This is a genomic window from Streptomyces sp. NPDC001231 (genome assembly GCF_042896885.1).
GTDB lineage: Bacteria > Actinomycetota > Actinomycetes > Streptomycetales > Streptomycetaceae > Streptomyces.
In genome coordinates, this window is record NZ_JBIAXS010000001.1 from 388819 (window position 1) to 414452 (window position 25634).

Annotated in this window: 17 protein-coding genes; all 17 read left to right on the plus strand. The window is 73.4% G+C overall.

The window, feature by feature from the left end; genetic code table 11:
• Window positions 1-46 precede the first annotated feature (46 nt).
• The 17 genes from ACFY3J_RS01690 to ACFY3J_RS01770 all read left to right on the plus strand — a co-directional run bounded on the left by ACFY3J_RS01690 (window position 47) and on the right by ACFY3J_RS01770 (window position 25628).
• Entirely contained in the window at window positions 47-1258 is a 1212-nt protein-coding gene (locus ACFY3J_RS01690) for an ROK family protein (RefSeq protein WP_390839804.1), read from the plus strand.
• A gap of 70 nt (window positions 1259-1328) precedes the next feature.
• The gene (locus ACFY3J_RS01695; protein ID WP_390839806.1) at window positions 1329-2666 is read left to right on the plus strand and encodes an ABC transporter substrate-binding protein; all 1338 of its coding nucleotides are present in this window, start codon (window positions 1329-1331) and stop codon (window positions 2664-2666) included.
• A 6-nt stretch (window positions 2667-2672) separates the two neighbouring features.
• Window positions 2673-3614, plus strand: coding sequence for a carbohydrate ABC transporter permease (locus tag ACFY3J_RS01700; RefSeq protein WP_384172898.1), 942 nt, complete (start codon window positions 2673-2675; stop codon window positions 3612-3614).
• A 2-nt stretch (window positions 3615-3616) separates the two neighbouring features.
• A complete protein-coding gene (locus tag ACFY3J_RS01705) occupies window positions 3617-4510 on the plus strand; it encodes a carbohydrate ABC transporter permease (RefSeq protein WP_384172895.1) in 894 nt (297 codons plus the stop codon).
• 5 nt (window positions 4511-4515) lie between these two features.
• On the plus strand, window positions 4516-5781 hold the full coding sequence (locus ACFY3J_RS01710; RefSeq protein ID WP_390839809.1) for a 6-phospho-beta-glucosidase: 1266 nt from the start codon (window positions 4516-4518) through the stop codon (window positions 5779-5781).
• On the plus strand, window positions 5772-6743 hold the full coding sequence (locus ACFY3J_RS01715; RefSeq protein WP_390839812.1) for an N-acetylglucosamine kinase: 972 nt from the start codon (window positions 5772-5774) through the stop codon (window positions 6741-6743). Before ACFY3J_RS01710 ends, ACFY3J_RS01715 begins: the two co-directional genes overlap by 10 nt.
• A gap of 199 nt (window positions 6744-6942) precedes the next feature.
• Window positions 6943-8391 carry a hypothetical protein gene (locus tag ACFY3J_RS01720; protein WP_390839813.1) on the plus strand — a complete coding sequence of 483 codons (1449 nt, stop codon included), beginning with the start codon at window positions 6943-6945 and terminating at the stop codon, window positions 8389-8391.
• A gap of 35 nt (window positions 8392-8426) precedes the next feature.
• Window positions 8427-9443: a glutamate ABC transporter substrate-binding protein gene (locus ACFY3J_RS01725; RefSeq protein WP_384172883.1), complete on the plus strand. Its 1017-nt coding sequence runs from the start codon at window positions 8427-8429 to the stop codon at window positions 9441-9443.
• An 80-nt stretch (window positions 9444-9523) separates the two neighbouring features.
• Complete coding sequence (locus ACFY3J_RS01730) at window positions 9524-10831, plus strand: hypothetical protein (protein ID WP_384172881.1); 1308 nt, start codon at window positions 9524-9526, stop codon at window positions 10829-10831.
• Between the two features lie 8 nt (window positions 10832-10839).
• The gene (locus ACFY3J_RS01735; protein ID WP_390839816.1) at window positions 10840-13371 is read left to right on the plus strand and encodes a tetratricopeptide repeat protein; all 2532 of its coding nucleotides are present in this window, start codon (window positions 10840-10842) and stop codon (window positions 13369-13371) included.
• Between the two features lie 3 nt (window positions 13372-13374).
• Entirely contained in the window at window positions 13375-15045 is a 1671-nt protein-coding gene (locus tag ACFY3J_RS01740) for a PP2C family serine/threonine-protein phosphatase (RefSeq protein WP_390839818.1), read from the plus strand.
• A gap of 136 nt (window positions 15046-15181) precedes the next feature.
• The gene (locus tag ACFY3J_RS01745) at window positions 15182-16528 is read left to right on the plus strand and encodes a VWA domain-containing protein (RefSeq protein ID WP_384172875.1); all 1347 of its coding nucleotides are present in this window, start codon (window positions 15182-15184) and stop codon (window positions 16526-16528) included.
• 93 nt (window positions 16529-16621) lie between these two features.
• Window positions 16622-17917 (plus strand): FHA domain-containing protein, encoded by a 1296-nt coding sequence (locus ACFY3J_RS01750; RefSeq protein ID WP_390839820.1) that lies wholly within the window; start codon window positions 16622-16624, stop codon window positions 17915-17917.
• 101 nt (window positions 17918-18018) lie between these two features.
• A complete protein-coding gene (locus tag ACFY3J_RS01755; protein ID WP_365427293.1) occupies window positions 18019-18423 on the plus strand; it encodes a globin in 405 nt (134 codons plus the stop codon).
• Window positions 18424-18603: 180 nt separating this feature from the next.
• Window positions 18604-21858 (plus strand): FtsX-like permease family protein, encoded by a 3255-nt coding sequence (locus ACFY3J_RS01760; protein ID WP_384174064.1) that lies wholly within the window; start codon window positions 18604-18606, stop codon window positions 21856-21858.
• Window position 21859: 1 nt separating this feature from the next.
• Window positions 21860-24610, plus strand: coding sequence for an ABC transporter permease (locus ACFY3J_RS01765; protein WP_384174061.1), 2751 nt, complete (start codon window positions 21860-21862; stop codon window positions 24608-24610).
• 58 nt (window positions 24611-24668) lie between these two features.
• On the plus strand, window positions 24669-25628 hold the full coding sequence (locus ACFY3J_RS01770; protein WP_384172869.1) for an ABC transporter ATP-binding protein: 960 nt from the start codon (window positions 24669-24671) through the stop codon (window positions 25626-25628).
• The last annotated feature ends 6 nt before the right edge of the window (window positions 25629-25634 follow it).

Sequence of the window (25634 nt, forward strand, 5' to 3'; positions counted from 1 at the left end):
AAACTTTCCTAACAGTGATCTCAGGGGAAGGCAGGTGCCGACACGTATGTCAGGAACCGCCGGCACGCCGGGCACCCCGCGGGTCCTGCGCGCCATGAACGACCGCGCCGCCCTGGACCTCCTGCTGGAGCACGGGCCGCTGTCGCGCACCAGGATCGGCAAGCTGACCGGCCTGTCCAAGCCGACCGCCTCCCAGCTCCTGGCCCGCCTGGAGGCCGCCGGGCTCGTTCTCGCCACGGGGACCAGCGAGGGACGCCCGGGTCCCAACGCCCAGCTGTACGCGGTCAATCCGGCCGCCGCCCACGCCGCCGGGCTGGACGTCACTCCCCTGCGCATCCGCGCCGCCGTCGCCGACATCACCGGCCGCACCGTCGGCGAGTACGAGCTGCCGACCCCCGGCCGGCGCCCGTCCCAGCCCGTCGTACGGCAGGTCACCGACGCCCTCGACGGCGCGGTGAAAGCGGCGGGGCTGGCCCGCGGCGACGTGCACCGGCTGGTCATCGGCACCCCCGGCGCCTTCGACCCCAACACCGGCCGCCTGCGCTACGCCTCCCATCTGCCCGGCTGGCATTCCCCCACCCTGCTCGACGAACTCGCCGCCGCCCTGCCGATGCCGGTGGAGTACGAGAACGACGTCAACCTCGTGGCCATGGCCGAGCAGCGGCTCGGCGCGGCCCGCGGCCACCGTGACTTCGTGCTGCTGTGGAACCAGGAGGGCCTGGGCGCCGCCCTGGTGCTCGGCGGCCGGCTGCACCGCGGCTGGACCGGCGGCGCCGGCGAGGTCGGCTTCCTGCCGGTGCCGGGCACCCCGCTGGTCCGCCAGGTGACCAGGGCCAACAGCGGCGGCTACCAGGAACTGGCCGGCTCGCAGGCGCTGCCGAAACTGGCCCGCGAGCTGGGCATCGAGGACCTGCCCACGGGATCCTCCGCCGAGGCCGCCGCCGAACTCGTCGCCCGCGCCGCCGACCACGCCACCGGCCCCCACCGCACGCTCCTGACGACGTACGCGACCCGGCTCGCGACCGGTCTCGCCTCCCTCGTCTCCGTCCTCGACCCCGAACTCGTCGTCCTCAGCGGCGCCTCGCTCACCGCCGGCGGCGAGGTGCTGCGCGCCCTGGTCCAGGCCGAACTGGAGGAACTGGCCGCCTCCCGGCCCCGCCTGGTGGTCGGCGACGTCCGTGAACACCCCGTGCTGCGCGGCGCGTTGGAGAGCGCGCTCGCGACCACCCGCGACGAGGTCTTCGACACCTCGCGCTGACCCCCGTACCGGCTGCCGTACCCGCCCCACCCCTTCCCTCACCGCCCGCCCGTCCCAGGGAGATCCAGCCATGCCCGAAGTGTCCCGGAAAGCGGCCCTCGCCCTCGCTGCCTCCGCCGCCATGGCACTGCTCGCCACCGCCTGTACCGGTCAGCCCGACGCCGGCGCGAACGACGACGCGTCGAAGGACACGACCATCAACTTCTGGCACGCCTGGAGCGATCCGAGCGAGGTGAAGGCCGTCACGTCGCTGATCGACGGCTTCCGGAAGGCGCACCCCAACATCCGTGTCAACGTCGTCGGCAACATGACCGACGACAAGATCAACCAGGCGCTGCGCACCGGCGGCGACAAGGCGCCCGACGTGATCTCCTCCTTCACCACCAACAACGTCGGCAAGTTCTGCTCCTCGGGCGCGCTGGTCGATCTCAACCCGTTCTTCGAGAAGACGGGCACAGACCCGGAGAAGACCTTCCCGAAGGCGATGAACGAGTACACCCAGTTCGACGGCAAGCGCTGCACGGTGCCGCTGCTGGGCGACGCCTACGGCCTCTACTACAACAAGGACGCCTTCGCCGCCGCGGGCATCGAGAACCCCCCGAAGACCTGGTCCGAGTTCGAGGCCGACGCCAAGAAGCTGACGATCCCCCAGGGCGACGGCTACCGGCAGCTCGGCTTCATGCCGAACTACCACGGCTGGGAGTCGACGACCGAGCACTACTTCGCGCAGTTCTCCCCGGCGTACTTCGACTCCAGCGGCAAGTCGAACCTGGCGAAGGACCCCGCGTTCGAGAAGGGCTTCACCCTGCAGAAGCGGCTCGTGGACGAACTGGGCGGCTACCGGAAGCTGGAGAAGTACCGCGCCACCCTCGGCGACGAGTGGGGCCCCGAGCACCCCTTCCACACCGGCCAGGTGGCCATGCAGCTCGACGGCGAGTGGCGGCTGGGCATGGCCGAGGCGGCCCAGCCGAAGTTCGAGACAGGCGTCGCCCCGCTGCCCGTCCCCGACGACCAGGCCGACCAGTACGGCAAGGGCTACATCACCGGCACCGTCGCCGGCATCGCCGCCACCAGCAAGAAGCAGAACGCGGCCTGGGAGCTGGTGAAGTACATGACCACGGACACCGACGCGGTGGTCGGCTTCGCCAACGACATCCACAACGTGCCCTCCACACTGGCCGCGCTGAAGTCCCCGAAGCTGAAGTACGACCCGCGCTTCAAGACCTTCCTGGACATCGCCGCCAACCCGGACTCGACCACGACGCCCGCCTCCGTCAACGGCGGTCAGTACCTGGTGACGATCCAGCAGTTCGGCTACGACTACGAGAGCGGCCGGGCGAAGGATCTCAAGGCCGGCCTGCGCAAGGCGGCCCAGCAGATCGACACGGACATCGCGCAGGCGAAGTAGGCGCGCATGACCACCGTCACCCTGGCGTCCAAGCGCCGCCGTTCGGCGCTGAAGACCCTCGCCTTCATGTCGCCGTGGCTGATCGGCTTCGCGGTCTTCTTCGCGTACCCGCTGATCTCCACCGTCTACTTCTCGTTCGTGCGCTACGACGGCTTCCAGCCGCCGACCTGGCGCGGCACCGCGAACTGGACGTACGTCTTCCAGAACTACCCGCTGTTCTGGCCGGCCCTGCGCAACACCCTGTGGCTGGTCCTGGTGATGGTGAGCCTGCGCGTGGTCTTCGGGCTCGGCGTGGGCCTGCTGATCACCAGGATCAGGACGGGCACGGGTGTCTTCCGTACCCTGTTCTACCTGCCCTATCTGGCCCCGCCGGTGGCGGCGACCATGGCCTTCGCCTTCCTCCTCAACCCCGGCACGGGCCCGGTCAACTCCCTCCTGGAGCGGGTCGGGATCTTGGCGCCCGGCTGGTTCAACGACCCCACCTGGTCCAAACCGGCCCTGACGATGCTCGCCCTGTGGGGCGTGGGCGACCTGATGGTCATCTTCATGGCCGCGCTGCTCGACGTGCCCACGGAGCAGTACGAGGCCGCGGAGCTGGACGGCGCCTCGCCCTGGCAGCGCTTCCGGTACGTCACGCTGCCGAACATCTCGCCGATCGTGATGTTCGCGGTGGTCACGGGTGTGATCCAGACGATGCAGTACTACACCCAGCCGCTGATCGCCGGAAAGGTCGCCTCGGGCGTGATCCAGGGCGCGGGCACCCAGTTCGAGCCCGGCTACCCGGACAAGTCCACCCTCACCCTCCCCCAGCTCGTGTACAACCTCGGCTTCCAGCGCTTCGACTACGGCTCGGCCTGCGTGGTGGCGCTGGTGCTGTTCGCCCTGTCGATGGTGTTCACCGCGTTCCTGATGCGCCGGCGGGGCGGTCTCATCCAGGCAGGTGACTGACGATGGCCCAAGTGCTCAACAAGCCGGTGGGGTTGAAGACGCGGCCCTCCCCCGCCGAGCGCACGGCCCGCCGCAGGGCGGTGCTGGAGTGGATCGCGGTCCACTCGCTGGGCGTGGCCGCCGCCCTGTTCTTCGTCCTGCCCTTCGTGTTCGTCCTGCTGACCTCGCTGATGAGCGACAGCCAGGCCCTCAGCCGCGACCTGGTCCCGCACACCTGGGAGTGGGGCAACTACAAGAGGGTCCTCGACACCCCGGGTTTCCTGACCTGGTGGAGGAACACGCTGGTCTACGCCGGTCTCGGCACGGTCCTGACGGTCGCGTCCTCGCTGCCCGTGGCGTACGCGCTGGCGAAGTTCCGGTTCCGGGGGCGCAACCTGTCGCTCATGCTGGTGATCTCGATGATGATGCTGCCCCCGCAGGTGATCATCATCCCGATGTACCTGTTCTGGGCCAAGCAGCTGGACCTGTCCGGCACGCTGTGGCCGCTGATCATCCCGATGGCGTTCGGCGACGCGTTCTCCGTCTTCCTGCTGCGGCAGTTCCTGACGACCATTCCGAACGAGTACCTGGACGCGGCGAAGGTCGACGGCTGCGGCGAGCTGCGCACCTTGCTGAAGGTCGTCGTCCCCATGGCCAGACCCGGTCTCGCGGCTGTCGCCCTCTTCCAGTTCTTCTACGCCTGGAACGACTACTTCGGCCCGCAGATCTACGCCTCGGAGAACCCGGGCGCGTGGACCCTGTCCTACGGCCTGGAGTCCTTCAAGGGGGCCCACCACACCGACTGGAACCTCACCATGGCCGCGACCGTTCTGGTCATGGCCCCAGTGATCCTCGTGTTCTTCTTCGCCCAGAAGGCGTTCGTCGAGGGCGTCACACTCACCGGAGTGAAGGGTTGAACAGCATGAAACTCACCGTGGTCGGCGGCGGCTCGACCTACACCCCCGAACTCGTCGACGGTTTCGCGCGGCTGAGGGACACCCTGCCCGTCGAGGAACTCGTGCTGGTGGACCCGGCGACGGACCGGCTGGAGCTGGTGGGCGGACTGGCCCGCCGCATCTTCGCCCGCCAGGGCCACCCCGGCCGTGTCGTCACCACCTCCGACCTGGACGCGGCCGTCGACGGCGCCGACGCGGTGCTGCTCCAGTTGCGCGTCGGCGGCCAGGCGGCCCGGCAGCAGGACGAGACATGGCCCCTGGAGTGCGGCTGTGTCGGCCAGGAGACCACCGGCGCGGGCGGTCTGGCCAAGGCGCTGCGCACGGTCCCGGTGGTCCTGGACATCGCCGACCGGGTCCGCCGCACGAACCCGAACGCCTGGATCATCGACTTCACCAACCCGGTCGGCATCGTCACCCGCGCCCTGCTCCAGGCCGGCCACCGGGCGGTCGGCCTGTGCAACGTGGCGATCGGCTTCCAGCGCAAGTTCGCGCAGATGCTCGGCCTCGCGCCCGCCGACGTCCACCTGGACCACGTGGGCCTGAACCACCTCACCTGGGAGACGGGGGTGCGTCTGGGCGGCCCGGAGGGCGAGGACGTACTGCCCGCGCTCCTGGCCGAGCACGGCGAGTCGATCGCCGGCGGTCTGCGCCTGCCCCGCCCGCTCCTGGACCGCCTGGGTGTGGTGCCCTCCTACTACCTGCGCTACTACTACGCGCACGACGAGGTCGTGGAGGAGCTGCGCACCAAGCCGTCCCGGGCGGCCGAAGTGGCGGCGATGGAGCGGGAGCTGCTGAGGATGTACGGCGACCCGGCCCTGGTGGAGAAGCCCGCCCTGCTGGCCGGGCGGGGCGGCGCCTACTACTCGGAGGCGGCCGTGGACCTGGCGGCGGCCCTGCTGGGCGGAGGGGGCAACCCGTACCAGGTGGTGAACACGTACAACAAGGGCACCCTGCCCTTCCTCCCGGACGACGCCGTGATCGAGGTGCAGGCGGCGGTGGGTTCCAAGGGCCCGGTCCCCCTCCCCGTCCCCGACGTGGACCCGCTGTACGCGGGCCTGATGGCGGACGTGACGGCGTACGAGGACCTGGCCCTGGAGGCCGCCCTGCGCGGCGGCCGGGACCGGGTCTTCCGCGCCCTCCTCGCGCACCCCCTGATCGGCCAGTACGCCTACGCCGAGGCCCTCACCGACCAACTCGTCGCGCACAACCGGGAGTACCTCGCGTGGGCCTGACCGCAAGCGTCCTCGCCATCGACGCGGGCAACAGCAAGACCGACGTGGCGGTGGTGGCGGCCGACGGGCACGTCCTCGCCACGGCCCGCGGCGGCGGGTTCCGGCCGCCGGCCGTGGGCGTCGGGACCGCGGTGGACGCCCTGGAGGAAACGGTCCGGCGGGCGTACGCGCAGGCCGGCGTCACCGCCGCCGGCCATGTCTCGGCATGCCTGGCCAACGCCGATCTTCCGGTGGAGGAGGAGCAGTTGGCGTCCGCCCTGCACGCACGCGCGTGGGGCACGACGGTAGAGGTCCGCAACGACACGTTCGCGATCCTGCGCGCGGGCGTGGCCGAACCGCGCGGGGTCGCGGTCGTCTGCGGCGCCGGCATCAACTGTGTCGGCATGCTCCCGGACGGCCGCACCGCGCGCTTCCCCGCGCTCGGCCGCGTCTCCGGCGACTGGGGCGGCGGCTGGGGCCTGGCGGAGGAGGCCCTGTGGTACGCGGCCCGCGCGGAGGACGGCCGCGGCGCGCCCACCGCCCTGTGCCGCACCCTCCCCGCCCACTTCGGGCTGGCCTCCGTGTACGCCCTCATCGAGGCGCTCCACCTGGGGCACGTCGACCACCACCGCCGCCACGAACTGGCCCCGGTCCTGTTCGCCACGGCCGACCAGGGCGATCCGATCGCCCGCACGATCGTCGACCGCCAGGCCGAGGAGGTGGTGGCCATGGCCACGGTCGCGCTGACCCGCCTCGGCCTGCTCGACGAGGAGACCCCGGTCCTCCTCGGCGGCAGTGTCCTCGCCGCCCGCCACCCCCTGCTCGACGACGCCGTACGCGGCCTCCTCGCCGCCCGCGCGCCCAAGGCGGTCCCGCGGGTCGTCACGGCCCGTCCGGTCCTGGGCGCCGCCCTGCTGGGCCTGGACCACGTGGGAGCCCCGGCGGCCGCCCGGGAAAGGGTGCGGGCCCACTTCGAACAGTGAGAGACGGTGGGCATCCCGACGGTGGGCATCCCGCGGACGCGGCCGGGGGAACCGAACTGGTTCCCCCGACGTATTCATGGGCAAGGGGTGGTACGGGGCGAGCGCACTGCGGCCCGGCCGAGTTCCAGTGAAGGTCGGTGCGGATGTCGGTCCCGGCAGCGATACTTGCGGCGACGGATGACCACGGGGGAGGTCAGCAGTGACACAACCGCCGACGAGCAGCTCGGCACCGCCGGGCCCGGGCCTGCCCACCCTGCCGGCGGTCCCGCCGCAGCCCGCGGCCCCCGTCCCCGCCGCGCGGCACCCGGCGCCCCCGCGCCGCACCGCCTTCGCGGAAGGCGCCGAACGCCTGCGCGCCGCCGCCACCACGGAGCCCGGCCGCCTCCGCGTCATCGGCGCCGTCCTCGCCCTTCTCGTCCTGGCCTTCGGCGCCGTCACCGCCCTCCAGGCCACCGACCGCGCCTCGGCCGCCGACGACGTCCTGCACCGCAGCCAGCCGCTCAGTTCCGACGCGGCGGACATCTACCGTTCGCTCGCCGACGCCAACACCATGGCGACCAGCGGCTACCTGGCCGGTCTCCAGGAGACGACGGCCACCCGCGAGCGCTACGAGTCCGATGTCCGCACGGCCGCCGCCAAGCTGGTCACCGCCGCCGCCAACTCCGCCCCCGGCAGCCCCTCCGCGGCCACCATCACCAAGCTCAACCAGCTCCTGCCGCGCTACAAGGGCCTGGTCGAGTCCGCCCGCGCCAACAACCGCCAGGGCTTCCCGGTGGGCGGCGCGTACCTGCGCGCCGCCAACGACACCATGCAGAACGAGATGCTCCCGGCGGCCGAGGACCTGTACCAGAAGGAGAACCAGCGGCTGCGCTCCGACTACGGGGACGCGACACCGTACCCGTGGGCCGCGATCGCCCTCGGCGTCGTCGCCCTGGCCGCTCTCGCCTGGACCCAGCGGCGCAACTACCGGCGCACGAACCGGGTGCTGAACCACGGCCTGGTCGCCGCGACCGCCGCCACCACCGTCGTCCTGCTGTGGCTGGTGATCGGTCACAGCGTCGCGCGCGCGGGACTCAACGGCTCCTACACGCACGGCGTGCGCTCGCTGAACGTGCTGCACGACGCCCGTATCGCCTCCCTCAAGGCACGCAGCGACGAGAACCTGACCCTCGTCAGCCGCGGCGCGGAGACCAAGACGCTGAAGGACGGCACGGTCATGGACGCCTACGACTGGGCGTACGACCAGGAACTCGGCACCCTCGCCCGGACGCTGTCCCGGGCCGGCGCCCTCGCCGAGGACCCGGGGGGCAAAAAGCCGGTGGACACGGCGAACGAGTCGATGAAGGTGTGGAAGCAACGACACGAACTGGCCCGCCAGGCCAACGACTCCGGCGACTACCAGAAGGCACGCGACCGCGTCATCGGCACCACCGCCAAGGACCGGACGGAGTCGACGGGTGAGTGCTTCGACAACGTGGACGCCTCCCTCGCGTCGGCGCTCACCCATGAGACGGGCCGGTTCCGGCAGGCCGCGGAGGACGGCCGGGCCGCCATGACGGGCCTGCCGGTCGGCTCCGCGGTGCTCGCGGTGTTCGGCGCGGCCGGCGCGGTGCTGGGCATCGGGCGCAGGCTTTCGGAGTACCGGTGAAAGGGAGCGTGGCAGCGGTGAAAGGGGGCGTGGCGATGCGAGCACGACGTCTGCGGGCCGGCCTGAAGGGCTGGGGCGGTGTCGGCGCGATGGCGGCCGTCTGCGCCCTGGCACTGGCGTTCGTCCTGCTGCTGCCCCGCACCCAGCCGCAGGGCGCCGGCGGCCCCGCCGCAAGCGGCTCGCGAGCCGCGCAGGGCACGCAGTCCAAGGCGGACAACTGCCAGGACAGCCAGGCGCAGAACCTGAGCCCGTCCCCGTCCGGCGCCGGCGGCCCCACGCTGAGCGCCATCCGATCGCGCGGCTATCTGACGGTCGGCGTCGACCAGAACAGCTACCGCTGGGGCTACCGCAACCCGAACAACGCCTCCGGCGCGCTGGAGGGCTTCGACATCGACCTCGTGCACCGCATCGCCGAGGACATCCTGGGCGACGCGAACAAGGTCCAGTTCAAGGCCATCCCCACCAACGAACGGATACCCGCGATCCGCAGCGGCCGGGTGGACATGGTGGTGCGCACCATGACCATCACCTGCGACCGGCTGAAGCAGGTGGCGTTCTCCGCCCCCTACTTCCTGACCGGCCAGCAGGTCCTGGCCCCCAAGACCTCCGCCATCACCGGCTACGACGGCTCCCTCGCCGGGAAGAGGATCTGCTCGGCGACCGGCTCCACGGCCTACGACCACCTGTCCGCCGACACCAAGGACGGCCGGCTTCCCGCGTCCACCGACATCACCACCACCGTCCCCAACCAGCTGGACTGCCTGGTGCGGCTCCAACTCGGCGAGGTGGACGCGGTGGTGACGGACGGCGCGCTCGCCGCCAGCCAGGCCGCGCAGGACCCCACGGTGGCCTTGAAGGGCGCCTCCTTCACCAAGGAGTTCTACGGTGTGGCCATGAAGCTCGGTGCCGACGATCTGGTCCGCCAGGTCAACCGGACACTGGAGAACTACCGCAAGGACGGAGGCTGGAAGGCGTCGTACGGGACGTGGCTGTCCGCCACGCTGGGTAAGGACTCACCGTCGGCCACCGCGCCGACGCCGAGCTACCGGTGACCGGTCACCGGCCGGCGCGGCACCGACGGAACAGCAGAACCGGCAGCACACAGGCGACACGCAGCAGCGAGAGGTGATCGATGGGCGTCACGGACCCCGCCGGGCCCGTCATGGACCGGGACGAGGTGGACCGTGCGCTGGCGCGGCTCGGCGCGGAGCACGAGGCCATCGAGACCTCGCTGCTCGCCCTTCAGGACCACGCGGGCCGCAGACTCCTTGAGGGCGCCGAGCTGACCGGCGTCACCGAGGAGCGCTGGGCGGCCACGGAGGCGTCGATCACGCTGCTGTGGGCGTACTTCGACGCCTACAGCGGCGCCCTGCGCACCGCCCGTGAGATCCGCGCCCGCCGCCGCTGGTCCAGCCGCGAGGACCTGGTGGAGCTGACCGGGCTGCTGCGCGGCGAGTCCGTCACCGTCTCCGGCGCGGCCGCCGCGGGCACACCCGCCCTGCCCGGTCCAGGCCGGCTCAGCCAGAGCTTCTCCCTGGCCACGCTGGTGGACCGGATGAACGAGCTGTACGCGACCGGTCTGGACATGGTGGTCGCCGCCGACGCGGTGTGGTCGGCGCTGCCCGCGCGGATCGATCTGCTGGCCGCGGAGCTCCAGCGCACCCGCCGGCTCGCGCACTCGGTCGGCGTCCGCCCGGGCGAACACCCGGCGGGCGACGACCTGGAGCGCGTCACGCGCACGCTGACGAGGCTGCGCGCTGAGGTGATCTCCGATCCGCTCGCCTTCTGGGTGCCCGCGCAGGGCAGTTCGGCGCCGGGCGGCGGACGGCCGGACACCACGGTGTACGACCGGGAGGCGCGGGCGCTGGACGAGGTGCGCCGGGAGATCGACGCCGTGCTCGGGGTCCGGCAGGACGCCGAGCAGCGGCTGATCAGGCTGCGGGACGTGCTCTCGCGCGCGGACCGCACGCTCGCCGAGGCGCGCACCGCGCGCGGTGAGGTGCTGGCGAAGATCGCCGCCACGGAGGTACCGGTGGTCAGCGGTCCGCCGACCGCCCTTCAGGAGCAGCTGGCGACGGCCGCCGAGTACCGCAGGCAGGCCCGGTGGCACCGGCTGTCGCCGCTGCTGGAGTCGCTGGAGCAGAAGGCGGAGGACGAACTTCAGCGCGCCCGTGAGTCGTTGACGGCGGTCACCGCGCCGCTGGCGGTCCGTGCCGAGCTGCGCGGGCGGCTGGACGCGTACAAGGCGAAGGTCGCCCGGCACGGCCTGGCGGAGGACCCGCTGCTGGTCGAGCGGTACGACGCGGCGCGCCGCATGCTGTGGAGCGCGCCCTGCGACCTGCGGGTGGCCGAACAGGCCGTGCTGCGCTACCAGCAGGCGGCGGCCGAGTCGCTCGGCGGCTCACGGGTGCCGGAGCACGGCGGGCCCGAGGGACGGTAGGGGGAGTCATGAGTCAGGCGGGGCAGACCTGTCAGCGGCCGGACTGCGGCGGGGCGTACGAGGACGTCGGCGGCGGCGAGCTGTACTGCGACACGTGCGGTCTCGCGCCGGTCGTCTCGGCGACCGGCATGGTGGGCTCGCCGCCCACCGGCGTCACCGGCGGCGGGGACTCGCGGGGTTCGGTGGGCAGCGGCGGTTCGGCGTCCAGCGCCCGCAGTTCCCGTACGTCGTCGCAGTCGTCGAAATCGCGCCGCTCGGTGTCGGGACGGCTCTCGCGCTCGTTGTCGGGCAGGGCGACCGGCCGGTCGGTGTCGGTACGCAGCTCCGGTTCCACGACGGGCTCCTCCGGCCGCGGCCGGCTGGGCGCGGGTCTGGTGCAGGTGCCGCAGGTACCGCGGCCGGACCCGCGTTCGATGGTGCTGGAGAACCCGGAGGTGCCGGAGCGCAAGCGGTTCTGCTCGCGCTCGGACTGCGGCGCGCCGGTCGGGCGCGCGCGGGGGGACCGTCCGGGCCGTACGGAGGGCTTCTGCACCAAGTGCGGGCACCCGTACTCCTTCGTGCCCAAGCTGAGGGCCGGGGACATCGTCCACGGCCAGTACGAGGTCGTGGGCTGTCTGGCGCACGGCGGCCTGGGCTGGATCTACCTCGCCGTGGACCGGGCCGTGTCCGACCGCTGGGTGGTGCTCAAGGGCCTGCTGGACACCGGCGACCAGGACGCGATGGCGGCGGCGATCTCCGAGCGGCGGTTCCTGGCGGAGATCGAGCACGCCAACATCGTGCGGATCTACAACTTCGTCGAGCACCTCGACCAGCGCACCGGCTCCCTCGACGGCTACATCGTGATGGAGTACGTCGGCGGCAAGTCGCTGAAGGAGATCGCCAACACCCGCCGCACCCCGGAGGGCAGACGCGACCCGCTGCCGGTGGAGCAGGCCTGCGCGTACGGGATCGAGGCGCTGGAGGCGCTCGGTCATCTGCACAGCCGCAACCTGCTGTACTGCGACTTCAAGGTCGACAACGCGATCCAGACCGAGGACCAGCTCAAGCTGATCGACATGGGCGCGGTGCGCCGTATGGACGACGACGAGTCGGCCATCTACGGCACGGTCGGCTACCAGGCGCCCGAGGTCGCCGAGGTCGGCCCGTCGGTGGCCAGCGACCTGTACACGGTGGGCCGTACGCTCGCCGTCCTCACCTTCGACTTCCAGGGCTACACGAACGTCTTCGCGGACTCCCTGCCCGACCCCGACAACATCGAGGTCTTCCGCCAGTACGAGTCCTTCTACCGCCTGCTGGTCCGTGCCACCGACCCCGACCCGGCCCGCCGGTTCGCCTCGGCGCAGGAGATGTCCGAGCAGCTCACGGGCGTGCTGCGGGAGGTCGTGTCCCTCCAGACCGGCCGGGCGCGGCCTGCTCTTTCGACGCTGTTCGGCCCGGAGCTGCGGGTGACGGACACGGAGTTGTTCCCGAGGCTGGACGGGGACGTGTCCCGGCTGGGGGCGCGGGCGACACGCTCGCGCGGATCGGCCCCGGCCCTCGCGGCCGGTACCGCGCACGGCCAGGGCGCCCCGAGCACGCCGAACGCCCGGGCTCTCCCGGCGCTCGTCAAGCCCGTCGACACGCCCGCCGCCGCGCTCGCCCTGCCGGTCCCCCACGTCGACCCGAGTGACCCGAACGCGGGTTTTCTGGCAGGCCTGTTGACGTCCGCGCCCGGGGAACTGGCGCACGCGCTCGCGGCGGCGCCCACGCAGTCGGCCGAGACCCGGCTGCGCCAGGTCAGGGCCCGGTTGGAGACCGGCGAGCCGGCCACCGCGCTGGAGGTCCTGCGCCAACTGGAGCAGCGGAACCCGGACGACTGGCGGGTCGTCTGGTACCGGGGCGTGGCCTCCCTGGTCACCGGCGACCACGAGGAGGCGGCCCTCGCCTTCGACGCGGTCTACGACGCCTTCCCCGGAGAGGTCGCGCCGAAGCTGGCGCTCGGCCTGTGCGCCGAGGTGCTCGGCCAGCTCGACAACGCCGCCGAGTACTACCGCCTGGTGTGGTCGACCGACCCGAGCCAGGTCAGCGCCGCTTTCGGGCTGGCCCGCGTGCAGCTCGCCACCGGCGAACGGCCCGGCGCGGTACGGACCCTGGAGTCCGTGCCGGAGTCCTCGATCCACTACACGGCGGCGCGCGTGGCGGCCGTACGGGCACGGCTGCGGCACCGTACGGCGGCGGCGTCCGACACGCCGTTCCTGGACGATCTGACGGCCGCCTCCGGGCAGGTCGAGGCACTTCAGGCCTACGGTCTGGACCCGGCGCGGCGCGAGCTGTTGTCGGCGGAAGTCCTCGGCTGCGCCCTGGACTGGGTACTCTCCGGGGGCCGGGCCACCGACCCGGCCGCCCGGCGGGTGCTGCTCGGGAGCGACCTGGACGAGCGAGGACTCCGCTTCGGCCTGGAGCGTTCGTACCGCACGCTGGCCCGGCTGGCGCCCGGTGGCGAGGAGAGGATCGACCTGGTGGAACGTGCCAACCGTTACCGCCCCCGGACGTGGGTGTAGTTGATGTCGCAGATGCACCAGCAGGCCGCGCTGCCGAAGTGCCCGAGCTGTGCGGAGCCGCTCGAATCGGGTGACCGCTTCTGCGGCGCGTGCGGGTACGACCTGTCCGCGGCCGCCGAGGGACCGGGCGACACGCCGACGCTCACCATGGAACGCGGCGCGGTGCCGCGCCCGGCCGGACCCGGCGAGCGTGCCGACGACGCCGTATGGCCGCGCGCACCGCACCCGGACGCCTCCGAGGCCCCGCCACGGCTGCACCTGCCGACGGACCTGCCGGGCACGGACTCGAGCGGCTCCCCGCTGCCGGCACCGGCACGGCAGGCACAGGCGCAGGCTCAAGCCCAGTCCCAGGCGCAGGCCCGGGCGGCGGTTCAGCAGCGGCCGCATCCGGTGGCGCAGTCCCCGCAGCAACCACAGACGGCTCAACCCCATCCGCAGCCGCAGCCACCAGCCGAGACCCGGGCCGCGGTCCGGCCGCAGCCGCAGGCTCAAGCACAGGCCGCAGGTCAGCAGCAGCCGCAAGGACAAGGGCAGACGCAACCACAGCCTCAGCAGCACCCGCAGCAGCAGCAAGGCCAGGGTCCGCAGCCGCAGGGACAGCCGCAGCAGCAAGAGGCGTCCGCCTCGGGCGTGCGGTTCGACCGGCCGGCGGAGCCCGACGAGTACCCGTTGCAGGCGCCGGACCCGCGCGTGCCCGCCGACTCCGACGCCGCCGCTCCGGCCGAGGGCGCCCCCGGCGACGGCACCCCGGACGAGGCCACCGCGGTGTGCGTGGCCTGCCGGGCCGGCCGGGTCGACAGCGACGGCTACTGCGAGAACTGCGGGCACGCCCAGCCGCGCGAACGCGACCACATGGAACAGGAGTCGGGCCCGATCGCCGCCGTCAGCGACCGCGGCCTGCGCCACCACCGCAACGAGGACGCCTTCGCCCTCGGCCGCACCACGCTGCCCGACGGCTCTCCCGCCCTCGCGGCGGTCGTCTGCGACGGCGTGTCCTCCGCTACCCGCCCCGACGACGCCTCCCTGGCCGCCTCACGAGCGGCGAGCGAGTCGCTGCTGGCCGCGCTGCCCCGCGGCACGCACCCGCAGCAGGCCATGCACGACGCGATCGTCGCCGCCGCGCAGGCGGTCGACGCGCTGGCCGGGGAGCCCGCGTCGGCCGGCCGGCACTCCGCCCACCAGAACGCGCCGGCCTGCACGTTCGTCGGCGCGGTGGTCACCTCCGGACTGCTGGTCGTCGGCTGGGTCGGCGACAGCCGCGCCTACTGGGTCCCGGTGGACCGCGGCGCGCCCCCGGCCCGGCTCACCGAGGACGACTCGTGGGCCGCGCAGATGGTCTCCGCGGGCCTGATGTCCGAGGCGGAGGCGTACGCCGACGAGCGCGCCCACGCGATCACCGGCTGGCTCGGCGCGGACGCCTACGAACTGGAGCCGCACACCGCCTCCTTCAAGCCGGACCGGCCGGGAGTGGTCGTGGTGTGCACGGACGGGCTGTGGAACTACGCCGAGACGGCCCGGGAGATGGCCGAGGCCATCCCCCTCGACGCCGCCGTGCGCCCGCTGCACAGCGCCCGGGTCCTGGTCGGCCACGCCCTGGACGGCGGGGGCCACGACAACGTAACAGTGGCCGTCCTGCCGTTCCCGGCCGCGCCGCAGGGGGCAGGATCGGCCTGAGGGACGTACGCGGGGGCGCGTGACGAGACCCCCCGGCCGAGCCCTCAGCGCGGGGTAGCTCCGCGGGCCGGCGGGGGCCGGTCCGTTCACAGTCGTCGTCCCCGTTCACGGGGTCCAGAGGGGGATCTGGGACAGCATGGCGAATTTCTCGAAGTCCAGCGTGCCGCAGTTCTCGGTGGACGTGTACCAGAACGAGTACCTGCCGGAGGGCGGCCGGGAGGTCAACTCGATCGTCACGGTCAGCGCGACGGGCGGCGGCACGATCGGCAGCGCGGTCGCGGCACCGCACCTGTACACGCCCGGGCAGGGACCGTCCGCCGCGGTGGCGATCATGGTCGACTGCTCGGGTTCGATGGACTACCCGCCGACCAAGATGCGCAACGCCCGGGACGCCACGGCCGCCGCGATCGACACCCTGCGCGACGGTGTGCACTTCGCGGTGATCGGCGGCACGCACGTGGCCAAGGAGGTCTATCCGGGCGGCGGCCGGCTCGCGGTCGCCGACGCGACCACCCGCGACCAGGCCAAGCAGGCGCTGCGCAGGCTCAGCGCGGGCGGCGGCACGGCCATCGGCACCTGGCTGCGGCTGGCCGACCGGCTGCTGTCCTCGGCCGACGTCGCCATCCGGCACGGCATCCTGCTCACCGACGGCCGCAACGAGCACGAGTCGCCCGAGGACCTCCGGCGGACACTCGAGGAATGCGCGGGACGCTTCACATGTGACGCGCGGGGCGTGGGCACCGACTGGGAAGTGAAAGAAGTCACACAGATCGCCTCCGCGCTGCTCGGCACCGCCGACATCGTCGCCGACCCGGCGGGCCTGGCCGCCGACTTCACGCGGATGATGGAGACGGCGATGGGCAAGGAAGTCGCGGACGTCTGGCTGCGGGTGTGGACGCCGGTGGGCACGACCATCAAGTTCGTCAAGCAAGTCGCCCCATCCGTCGAGGAGTTGACCGACCGCCGGGCCGAGGCGGGCCCGCGCGCAGGGGACTATCCCACCGGATCCTGGGGGGACGAGTCCCGCGACTACCACCTCTGTGTGGAGGTGCCCGCGGCCGGCATAGGGCAGGAGATGCTCGCCGCCCGGATCTCCCTGGTGGTGCCCAAACCGGACGGTACGGTGCAGAACCTCGGCGCCCAGGGCCTGGTACGGGCCGTGTGGACCGACGACATGACCGCCTCCACCTCGATCAATCCGCAGGTGGCCCACTACACCGGGCAGGCCGAACTGGCGCAGGCCATCCAGCAGGGCCTCGACCTCCGTAAAGCAGGCGATTTCGATGGAGCAACGGCCAAACTCGGCCGCGCTGTTCAGCTCGCCGGAGCCTCGGGGAACGCGGACACTGCGAAACTGCTTGCGAAGGTGGTGGACGTGGTCGACGCCGCGACCGGTACTGTGCGACTGAAAGCGAAGGTCGACGAGGCCGACGAGATGACTCTCGAAACCCGGTCCACCAAGACCGTTCGTGTGAAGAAGTGACGCGGGAAGACCGCACAGGACAGCGAGCCCGACCCCTCGGGGTGGGAGAAATCCGGCCGCACCGGCCGGAAAAGGAGAGGGGGAAGCGCCGACATGCCGACCTGCCCGAACGGACACCAGTCGGGTTCCGACGACTGGTGCGAGGTGTGCGGTCACCGCATGGCCGGTGCCGTGCCTCCGCCTCCCCCGCCGCCCCCGGTCGGGGGCTACGGCTTCCCGCCCGCGCCGGGGCCCGGCGGTCCCGGTCAGCCGGGTGCGCCCGGCGCGCCCGGTGGGCGCCCGCACCTGTCCGCCGTGCCGGACCCCGAGCCGGAGCTCTGCCCGCAGTGCCGTACGCCCCGTGAGGGCGGCGCGCCGTTCTGCGAGGAGTGCCGGTGGAACTTCCTGACGAACACGGCGACCTCGTACACGCCGGCCGCGCCGCCCGGTCCCGGTCCCGGCCCTGGTCCGCGTTTCCCGCAGCCGCCCGGCCCGGCCTTCGGCGGCGACACGTTCGAGTACCAGGGCTCCCGGCCGTCCCAGGTGAACCGACCCGCCGAGCCGATCCCGCACGCCCCGCCCTTCGGCACCGAGCCCCCGGGCCGCCCCGGCCCCCCGCCCTTCGGCACCGAGCCCCCCGGCCGCCCCGGCCCCCCGAACTTCGGCACCGAGCCCCCCGGCCGCCCCGGCCCCCCGAACTTCGGCGGCGACCCGTCACGGCCGGTTCCACCGCCGCCCGGTGTCCCCGGAGCGCCCGGTGGTGCCCCACAGGCGTTCCAGCAGCCCGGCCCGCCGGCTCCGCCCGGGTTCCCGCAGGAGACCGGCCGGCCGCAGCACGGCGGTGACGACGACTGGGTGATCTCCCCGCCGTCGTCCGCGGGCCCCTCCGGTCCGGGTGTCCCCGGCCGTCCCGGCCCCGGCCAGGCGGGCGGCTACGGCTACCCGCAGCCGGGTGCCACCCAGGCCCCGCCGGGACCGGCCTTCCCGCAGCAGCCGCAGCAGCCCGCGACCTGGACGGCGACGATCGGTCCGGACCGCGACTACTTCATGGCGATGATGCACCGCTCCGGCCCCGAGGCCGCGGGCCTGAACCTGCCCGCGTACTCGCCCGAGCAGCAGCGCACGCTCACCGGCAACCAGGTCACCATCGGCCGCCGCCGGCACTCCACCGGCGACACCCCCGACATCGACCTGTCGGTCCCGCCGGAGGACCCGGGCGTCTCCCACCAGCACGCGGTGCTGGTCCAGCAGCCCGACGGCAGCTGGGCGGTGGTCGACCAGAACTCGACCAACGGCACCACGGTCAACGGCTCGGAGGACCCCATCCAGCCCTTCGTGCCGGTCCCCCTCCAGGACGGCGACCGCGTGCACGTGGGCGCCTGGACGACGATCACGATCAGGCGCGGCTAGGCCTCCTGTCCGGAACACGTCGGGACCGGCGGCCCAGGCCCTGTCGTCGGGCAGGTCCTAGGCCTCCGGTCCTCCGTCCGGCCGTCTGAGAGCATGGACGGGTGAATGAGATTCGGCGTGGCACGCTTCAGGAGCAGACCTTCTACGAGCAGGTCGGCGGCGAGGAGACCTTCCGCCGGCTGGTCCACCGTTTCTACGAGGGGGTGGCCGGGGATCCCGAGCTGCGGGCGATGTATCCCGAGGAGGATCTGGAACCGGCCGAGGAGCGGCTGCGGCTGTTCCTGATCCAGTACTGGGGCGGTCCGACGACGTACGGCGAGCGGCGCGGCCATCCGCGGCTGCGGATGCGGCACGCGCCCTTCCAGGTCGACCGGGCGGCGCACGACGCCTGGCTGCGGCACATGCGGGTGGCCGTCGACGAGCTCGGCCTGTCGCAGGAGCACGAGCAGACGCTGTGGAACTACCTGACGTACGCGGCGGCGTCGATGGTGAACACACCCGACTGAGCCGCCACACAGGAACCTGAGTGCCGGATTCCGGTCATCCGGCGCCGGATTCCGGTCACGATCCGGTCAAGCTCGGCCCACCAACGCTTACCCGCGCCGTACTCCCTCTGACAACATCACCGAAAAGGTCTGGACAACGGCAGGGGGAGCCGGGTGGCGGGGTTCACGGGATTCGTCCTGATGCGTGCGCGGGCGCACCGGCTGCTGCTGGCCGCCGCGTTGCTCACGGTCCTGCTGACCACGGCGGTACTGGCGACACTCACCGCCTACTCGGGCGCGATCGGCGACGCGGCGTTGCGCCACTCCCTGCGGGACCCGCGCAACGCCGCCGACGCCACCTTGGTCGTCCGCGTCGACACACCGTCCGAGAAGCGCGCGGCCGCCGACACCGCCGTACGCGAGCAGGCCCGCAAGGCCTTCGACGGGCTGCCGGTCACCGTGCGCACCCTGGTGCGCTCCGGCCCCTACGGCCTGCCCCTGTCCCTGCGGCCCCCGGCAGAGCGCTCGGGCGACCCGGACCTGACGTACCTCGCGGCGATGGACCGCACCCAGGTGCGGCTCGTCTCCGGACGCCTGCCCGGCGAGACGGCGACGGGTGACCTCGAGGTCGCGCTGCCGCAGACCGCCGCGCAGCGCCTCGGGCTGAAGCCCGGCGCCCGGCTCACCCTCACCGACCGCCTCGACGGCCGGAAGGCCCAGGTGCGGATCACCGGGCTCTACCGCCCCGTCCGCGCCGACGCTCCGTACTGGCGGCTGGACGATCTGGGCGGCCGCGGCGTCCGCAAGGTCGGCTTCACGATGTACGGGCCGCTGCTGGCCGACCCCGCCGTCGTCACCGGCGGCAGGGTGAGCGCGGGACAGACCGCGTGGCAGGCGTCGGCGGACTTCTCCACGCTGACGACCGGACGGATCGGGGCGCTGCGCGACGCGGTGCGCGAGAGTGCCGCGTCCCTGCGGAAGTCCACGGCGGTGAGCGGCACACCGGAGGTCACGTCCTCGCTGCCCGCCGTCCTGGACCGGATCGACCGCTCCCTGCTCGTGGCCCGCTCCACCCTGATGATCGCCGTGCTCCAGCTGGCGTTGCTCGCCGGCTACGCGCTGCTGCTGGTGGCCCGGCTGCTGAGCACCGAACGCGGCGGGGAGACCCGCCTGCTGCGGGCCCGCGGCGGCTCCCGCGCCCGGATCGCCGGCCTCGCCGCCACCGAGGCGCTGCTGCTCGCCGTGCCCGCCGTGGCCTGCGCGCCGCTGCTGGCGGGACCGCTGACCGGACTGCTGGCCGGGCAGGGCGCCCTGGCCCGGATCGGACTGCACCCGGACGTCTCCGCGACCGGGCGGCCAGGGGTCTGGCTGGTGGCGGCGGCCGTGGCGCTGGGCTGCGCTATGGCGGTGACGCTGCCCGCGCTGACCTCGTCGTTCACGACCGGCTCGCGGGCCCGTGCGCTGCCCGCGCCGCTGCGCGCCGGCGCGGACCTGGGGCTGCTGGCGGTGGCCGGTGTGGCGTACTGGCAGCTGAACCGGCAGCCCTCCGGCGCGGTCGGCGGCGACCTCACGGGCGCACTCGGCATCGACCCGCTGCTGGTCGTCGCGCCCGCGCTGGCCCTGCTGGCCGGAACGGTGCTGACCCTGCGGCTGCTGCCGCCGGTGGCCCGGCTGGCCGAGCGCCGCGCGACCGGAGGCCGCGGGCTGCCGGCCGCGCTGGCGGGCTGGCAGTTCAGCCGCCGCCCGATGCGCGGGGCCGGGCCGGTGCTGCTGCTCGTACTCGCCATCGCGCTGGGCATGCTGGCGATCGGTCAGGAAGCTTCCTGGGACCGCTCGCAGGACGACCAGGCGGACTTCCGGGCGGGTGCGCCGGTGCGCGTGCCGGCCGCCGGGGAGGGGGACCTCGGCCGCACCGAGCAGTACGCGGCCCTCCCGCACGTGAGCGCCGCCGCCCCCGCAGTTCGCACCACGCTGCCGCTGTCCGGCAACCGCGCCGCGACCGTGCTCGCGCTGGACACCGCGAACGCGGCGGACACGATGCTGATGCGCCCCGACCTGGCCTCCGATTCCGTACGGCCACTGCTGGCGGGGCTCGCGCCCAAGAGCCCGACGGCGGGGCTGAAGCTGCCCGCCGGGACGGCCCGCCTGCGGTTGACCGCAGGCATCCACGGCTCCGGCACCAGGATGCCGGTGGACATGGGAGCCACCGTCGAGGACAGTCGCGGAGTCCCGTACCGCATGCCGCTGGGCACGCTGCCCGCCGACGGCCGCTCCCGCCCCCTGGACCTGGCCCTCCCCGCGGACGCGGGCCCCCTGACCCTGATCGGTCTCGATCTGTCCCTCAACCAGCCCGTCGACGTCGCCGAGCGGCACCGCCTCACCGTCTCCGAGGTGACCGCCACCGGCGCCGACGGGACAGTACGGCGACTGAGTGCGCCGACGGCCTGGAAGGCGACCTCGGTCGGCAACAACATCGCCTCCACTCCCGACGGCGACGACGGCACCTCCCCGGCCAAGGCGGCCGTGACGTCCACCCGCCCGCTGACCGTCACCTACGGCACCGGCTACGTGCCGCACGACCAGCCCTGGGTGACGGGCTCGGTGACCGTGCGGCTCCAGGTGGCGCAGCCCGCGCAGACGGAGGTCGCGGCCGTGGCGACCGACCGCTTCCTGGACTCCACGGGCGCGCGCGAGGGGCAGCGGGTGGACGTGACCTTCGGCGGCCAGAACGTTCCGGTCCGGATCGTGCGTTCGGTACGGGCGCTGCCGACCACGGGCACTGCCGATCAGGGCGGTTCCCCGGACGCCGCGCACGACGGCGGAGGTCTGCTGATGGACCTGCGGTCGGTCAACCGACTGCTCCAGTCACACTCCGGCGACCGGGCCGCGCCCACCGAGTGGTGGCTGCACGCCGACGCCCACCGGTCGGCGGCCGTGGCCGCGGCCCTGCGGGCCCTGCCCGACATCGACCCGGCGCGAGTGATCGTGCGGGACGAGATCGCCGCCCAGTTGCACGACGACCCGTTCGGCGCCGGGCCCGCGGCCGCCTTCACCGCGGCTTCCGCGGCCGCGGCGGCGCTGGCCGCTGTCGGCTTCGTGGTCGGGGCTGTCGGGGCCCGCAGGGAGCGGGACGCCGAGTTCGCCCTCCTGCGTGCCATGGGCGCCCCGCGCCGCCAACTGGCCCGGACGCTCGCGGCCGAGCAGGGCGTGCTGGTGGCCCTGGCGCTGGCCGTCGGCGTGGTTCTGGGCACCGTACTGGCCCGCACGGTGATCCCGCTGATCGTGCTGACCGGGCAGGCCACGAAACCGCTGCCGACCGTCCTGGTCGAACTGCCGGCCGCTCGGGTGGTCCTGCTGCTGGTGGCCGTCGCCGCCGCGCCGCTCGTCGTCACGGCGGTACTGACCCTGCGCCGGCCCGACCCGGCGCTGTCCCTTCGAGACCGCGGAGGTGAGTGAGCTGAACGCCGTCACTCCCGCCTGGGTCCGGGTACGCCTGCGCACCGCGCCGGGTGCCGCGGCCGCCCTCGCTCTGCTGGTCGCGCTGACCGCGTGCCTCGCGGCCGCGTTCCCCCGCGCGCTCGACCGGTACGAGAACGCCGGTCTGGCCCAGGCCGTCGAGCGGGCCACCCCGCCACGCACCACCTTGACGGTATACGCCCAGGTGCCCGAGGCCCCGGACCGGCAGCGGGAACAGGCGCTGCTCCCGTCGACCCTGGGCCGGCAGCACACCAAGGTCCTCGGCACCATCCCGCGCCCGCTCGTCGCCGACCCCGGCCAGTCGTCGTACGGGGTGGTGAACGGCACCGACCTCCCCGTCCCCGACCGCTGGATCCCCCAGCCCAGCGGGCTGCCCGCGAAAATGCGCCTGGTCGCACCCAGTGGACTGGCCGAGCACTCCTCGCTGCGCGCGGGCCGGATGCCGCGGGCGAACGGGCGGGTGACGGCCTCGACCCCGGACGTGGAGGCCGCCGTGAGCGCCGCGACGGCCAAGAGTCTGCACATCGAGGTCGGTTCGGTCATCCACGTACCCGCCGTGTCCGGCCCGGCGCTCGCGGTCCGCGTCACCGGCATCGTCACCCCGCGCGAGCCCGACGGCGCCTACTGGTCGACCGCGCCGCTGCTGCGCACCCCGGCCCTGGTGCAGGTGCCCTCGGACGAGCCCGAACCGCCGATGTACTGGCTCGGCGCACTGCTCCTGCCGTCCGAGGCCGCCCCCGCTCTGCTGGGCACCGTGGGAACCCCCATGCGCTACTGGCAGGTGGCTCCCGAGACCCGCGCCCTTCAGGCCCACGACCTTGAGGGCCTGAAGTCCGCGATCGCCAACCTGAAGTCCGGGCCGGGCCTGGTACAAGTGCGTGCGGCCACCGACCCGCTCACGCAGGTGGACACCGACCTCGACGACGTCCTCATCTCCTACGGCCGCCTGAGTTCCGGCATCACCCCGCTGGTCGCGGTCGCCGCCTTCGGCAGCGGGACGGTCGCCGCGGTGGTCCTGCTGATGGCCGGTGGCCTGGCCGCCGACCGCCGCCGCTTCGAACTCACCCTGCTGCGCGCCCGCGGCGCCTCCCTGCCCGGTCTGGCCGGCCGGCTGCTCGCCGAGACGGCGGTGGTCGCCGTGCCCGCCGGCGCACTCGGACTCGGTGCGGCCCTGCTCGCGGTCCCCGAGGGCCGCCTGGGTTACGCGGTCCTCGCGGCCGCCGCGGTCACCGCCGTCGCCTGTGCCGCGCTGCCCGTGCGCGCTGTGGTCGCCCACCGCGCGGTCAGCGTCCACGGACCGCGCGAGGACACGGTGTCCGTACGTCCCTCCCAGCGCCGCACGGTCGCCGAGTTGACGCTGCTGGTGATCGCGGCGGGAGCGGTGGAGGCGCTGCGGCGGTACGGGGTCTCGGGGCCGTCGGAGGATGCCGGTGCCTCGGGCGGGTCGGAAAACCAACTGGTGTTCCTGGCCCCGGTGCTGGTGGGCGTGATCGCGGCACTGCTGCTGGTCCGCCTGTACCCGTTGCCGCTGCGCTGGCTGATGCGTCCGGCCGGCCGGCTGCGCGGGGCGGTGGGCCATCTGTCCCTGGCCCGTGCGGGCCGTACGTCCGTCCCGGCGATGCTGCCCCTGCTGGCGCTGCTGACCGCGCTCACCACCGCCGCCTTCGGAGGCTCCGTACTGGCCGGGGTGGCCGGGGCCCGCGACCAAGCGGCTCTCCTCGCCGTCGGCGCCGAAGCCCGCGTCGAGGGAACCGAAGCGCTGCCGGCCGGACTGTCCGACCGGGTCCGCCGGACACCGGGCGTGCGGGAACTCGCCGAAGTGAGCACGGACTACCAGGCCAAGGCGGGAACGGACCTGACCCGGGTGCCCCTGGCGGGCGTCGACCCGGCGTCCTACGCGTCCCTGGCCAGGAGCACCGGCCTCGGCGACTTCCCCGAGCGGCAGTTGCGGCGGCCGGCCGACGGTCCCCGGGGCCCGCTGCCGGCGCTGGCCTCCCCCTCCATCGCCGAGATGTTCGGCAAGCAGCCCTTCAGCGTGATGCTGGGCGACGGGACCTACGTCACCGTCCGGATCGTCACCGTCCGGGACCGGACCCCGGCCGTGGTCGGCACCAGCTTCCTGGTCGTGGACCGGACCGGGCTGAGCCGCGAGACGGCCCGTACGAACACGCTGCTCCTGACCGGCGGCCACCCGGACGCCGGCGCCCTGCGCCGGACGGTGGGCGAGTCGGCGTCCGTGCACCTGCGTTCCGAGGAACGGGCCCAGTACGTCGACTCGCCTCTCCAGTCCGGCGCCGAGCGCGTCTACGCGGTGGCGGTGGCCGCAGGCGCCGGCTACGCCGTCCTGGCCCTGCTGCTCGCCCTGCTGCGCGCCGCGCCCGAGCGTGCCGCGCTCCTCGCCCGCCTGCGCACCATGGGCCTCACCCGCGCGCAGGGCCGCCGCCTGCTCGTCCTGGAGTCCCTACCCCAGGCACTGCTCGCCGCGGCGGGCGGAGCGCTGACGGGCTGGGCGACCGTCCTGCTGCTCTCCCCAGGTATCGACCTGACGGCCATCGCGCTGCCGTCGACGACGGTGGTCACCGGTGGGAACGCGCTGCGGACGGACCCGCTCTCGCTGGCCCTGCCGGCGGCGGCGGTGCTGCTGCTGACCGTGGGGATCGCCGTGAGCCAGGCGTGGTGGACGGGACGCAATGGATCGGTACGGGAGTTGAGAGCGGGGGACGCGAGATGAACCGACCGGACCGCCACAGCCGCCACAGCCGCCGTAGCCGCCGCGCAGGAGAGCCCCGATGACGACGAACCCCACCCTGGCCGACCTGGCCGAGCGCGCCACCGCGAACCGCACCCGCCCGGCCTACGGCCACGACGCGCTGATCAGCTGCGACCGCCTGGTCCGCATCTTCACCGCCGACGGCGTGGAGGTCCAGGCCCTCCAGGGCCTGGACCTGCTGGTCCGCGAGGGCGAGCTGATGGCCCTCGTCGGCGCGTCCGGCAGCGGCAAGTCCACCCTGATGAACATCCTCGCCGGGCTGGACACCCCCACGGCCGGCGCGGCCCGGGTCGCGGATCACGACCTGCTCGCCATGACCGCGAAGGACCGCCTGCGCTACCGCCGCGAGGTCGTCGGCTTCGTCTGGCAGCAGACCTCCCGCAACCTGCTGCCCTATCTGACGGCGGCGCAGAACGTCGCCCTGCCCATGCAGTTGTCCGGCGCCCGGGGGCGCAGCCGTCGCGCCAAGGCCGAACGCGCCGTGGAACTGCTGGAGCTGCTGGAGGTGGGCCACTGCCGGGACCACCGCCCGCACCAGATGTCGGGCGGCCAGCAGCAGCGCGTGGCGATCGCGGTGGCCCTCGCCAACAACCCCGCGGTGCTGCTCGCCGACGAACCCACGGGAGAACTCGACTCCCACACCGGCGAGCAGGTCTTCGCCGCGTTCCGCACCGCCAACGAGCATCTGGGCACGACCATCGTCATCGTCACCCACGACCAGGCGGTCGCCGGCGAGGTCCGCCGCACGGTCGCCATCCGCGACGGCCGCACCTCCACCGAGGTGCTGCGCCGCAGCGAGGTGGACGCGGCGACCGGCGACGAGAAGCTGGTGAGCCGCGAGTACGCGATGCTCGACCGGGCCGGGCGTCTGCAACTGCCCGCCGACTACACCCAGGCCCTGGGGATGCGCGACCGGGTGGCGCTGGAGCTGGAGCCCGACCACATCGCGGTGCGGCCGGACGACAGCGAGGGAAGCTGAGCCGCC

Bases quoted from the DNA above. Each gene is read 5' to 3' on its own strand.
- ACFY3J_RS01690 (WP_390839804.1), top strand. From the start codon at position 47: ATGTCAGGAACCGCCGGCACGCCGGGCACCCCGCGGGTCCTGCGCGCC.
- ACFY3J_RS01695 (WP_390839806.1), top strand. From the start codon at position 1,329: ATGCCCGAAGTGTCCCGGAAAGCGGCCCTCGCCCTCGCTGCCTCCGCC.
- ACFY3J_RS01700 (WP_384172898.1), top strand. From the start codon at position 2,673: ATGACCACCGTCACCCTGGCGTCCAAGCGCCGCCGTTCGGCGCTGAAG.
- ACFY3J_RS01705 (WP_384172895.1), top strand. From the start codon at position 3,617: ATGGCCCAAGTGCTCAACAAGCCGGTGGGGTTGAAGACGCGGCCCTCC.
- ACFY3J_RS01710 (WP_390839809.1), top strand. From the start codon at position 4,516: ATGAAACTCACCGTGGTCGGCGGCGGCTCGACCTACACCCCCGAACTC.
- ACFY3J_RS01725 (WP_384172883.1), top strand. From the start codon at position 8,427: ATGCGAGCACGACGTCTGCGGGCCGGCCTGAAGGGCTGGGGCGGTGTC.
- ACFY3J_RS01730 (WP_384172881.1), top strand. From the start codon at position 9,524: ATGGGCGTCACGGACCCCGCCGGGCCCGTCATGGACCGGGACGAGGTG.
- ACFY3J_RS01735 (WP_390839816.1), top strand. From the start codon at position 10,840: ATGAGTCAGGCGGGGCAGACCTGTCAGCGGCCGGACTGCGGCGGGGCG.
- ACFY3J_RS01740 (WP_390839818.1), top strand. From the start codon at position 13,375: ATGTCGCAGATGCACCAGCAGGCCGCGCTGCCGAAGTGCCCGAGCTGT.
- ACFY3J_RS01745 (WP_384172875.1), top strand. From the start codon at position 15,182: ATGGCGAATTTCTCGAAGTCCAGCGTGCCGCAGTTCTCGGTGGACGTG.
- ACFY3J_RS01750 (WP_390839820.1), top strand. From the start codon at position 16,622: ATGCCGACCTGCCCGAACGGACACCAGTCGGGTTCCGACGACTGGTGC.
- ACFY3J_RS01760 (WP_384174064.1), top strand. From the start codon at position 18,604: ATGCGTGCGCGGGCGCACCGGCTGCTGCTGGCCGCCGCGTTGCTCACG.
- ACFY3J_RS01770 (WP_384172869.1), top strand. From the start codon at position 24,669: ATGACGACGAACCCCACCCTGGCCGACCTGGCCGAGCGCGCCACCGCG.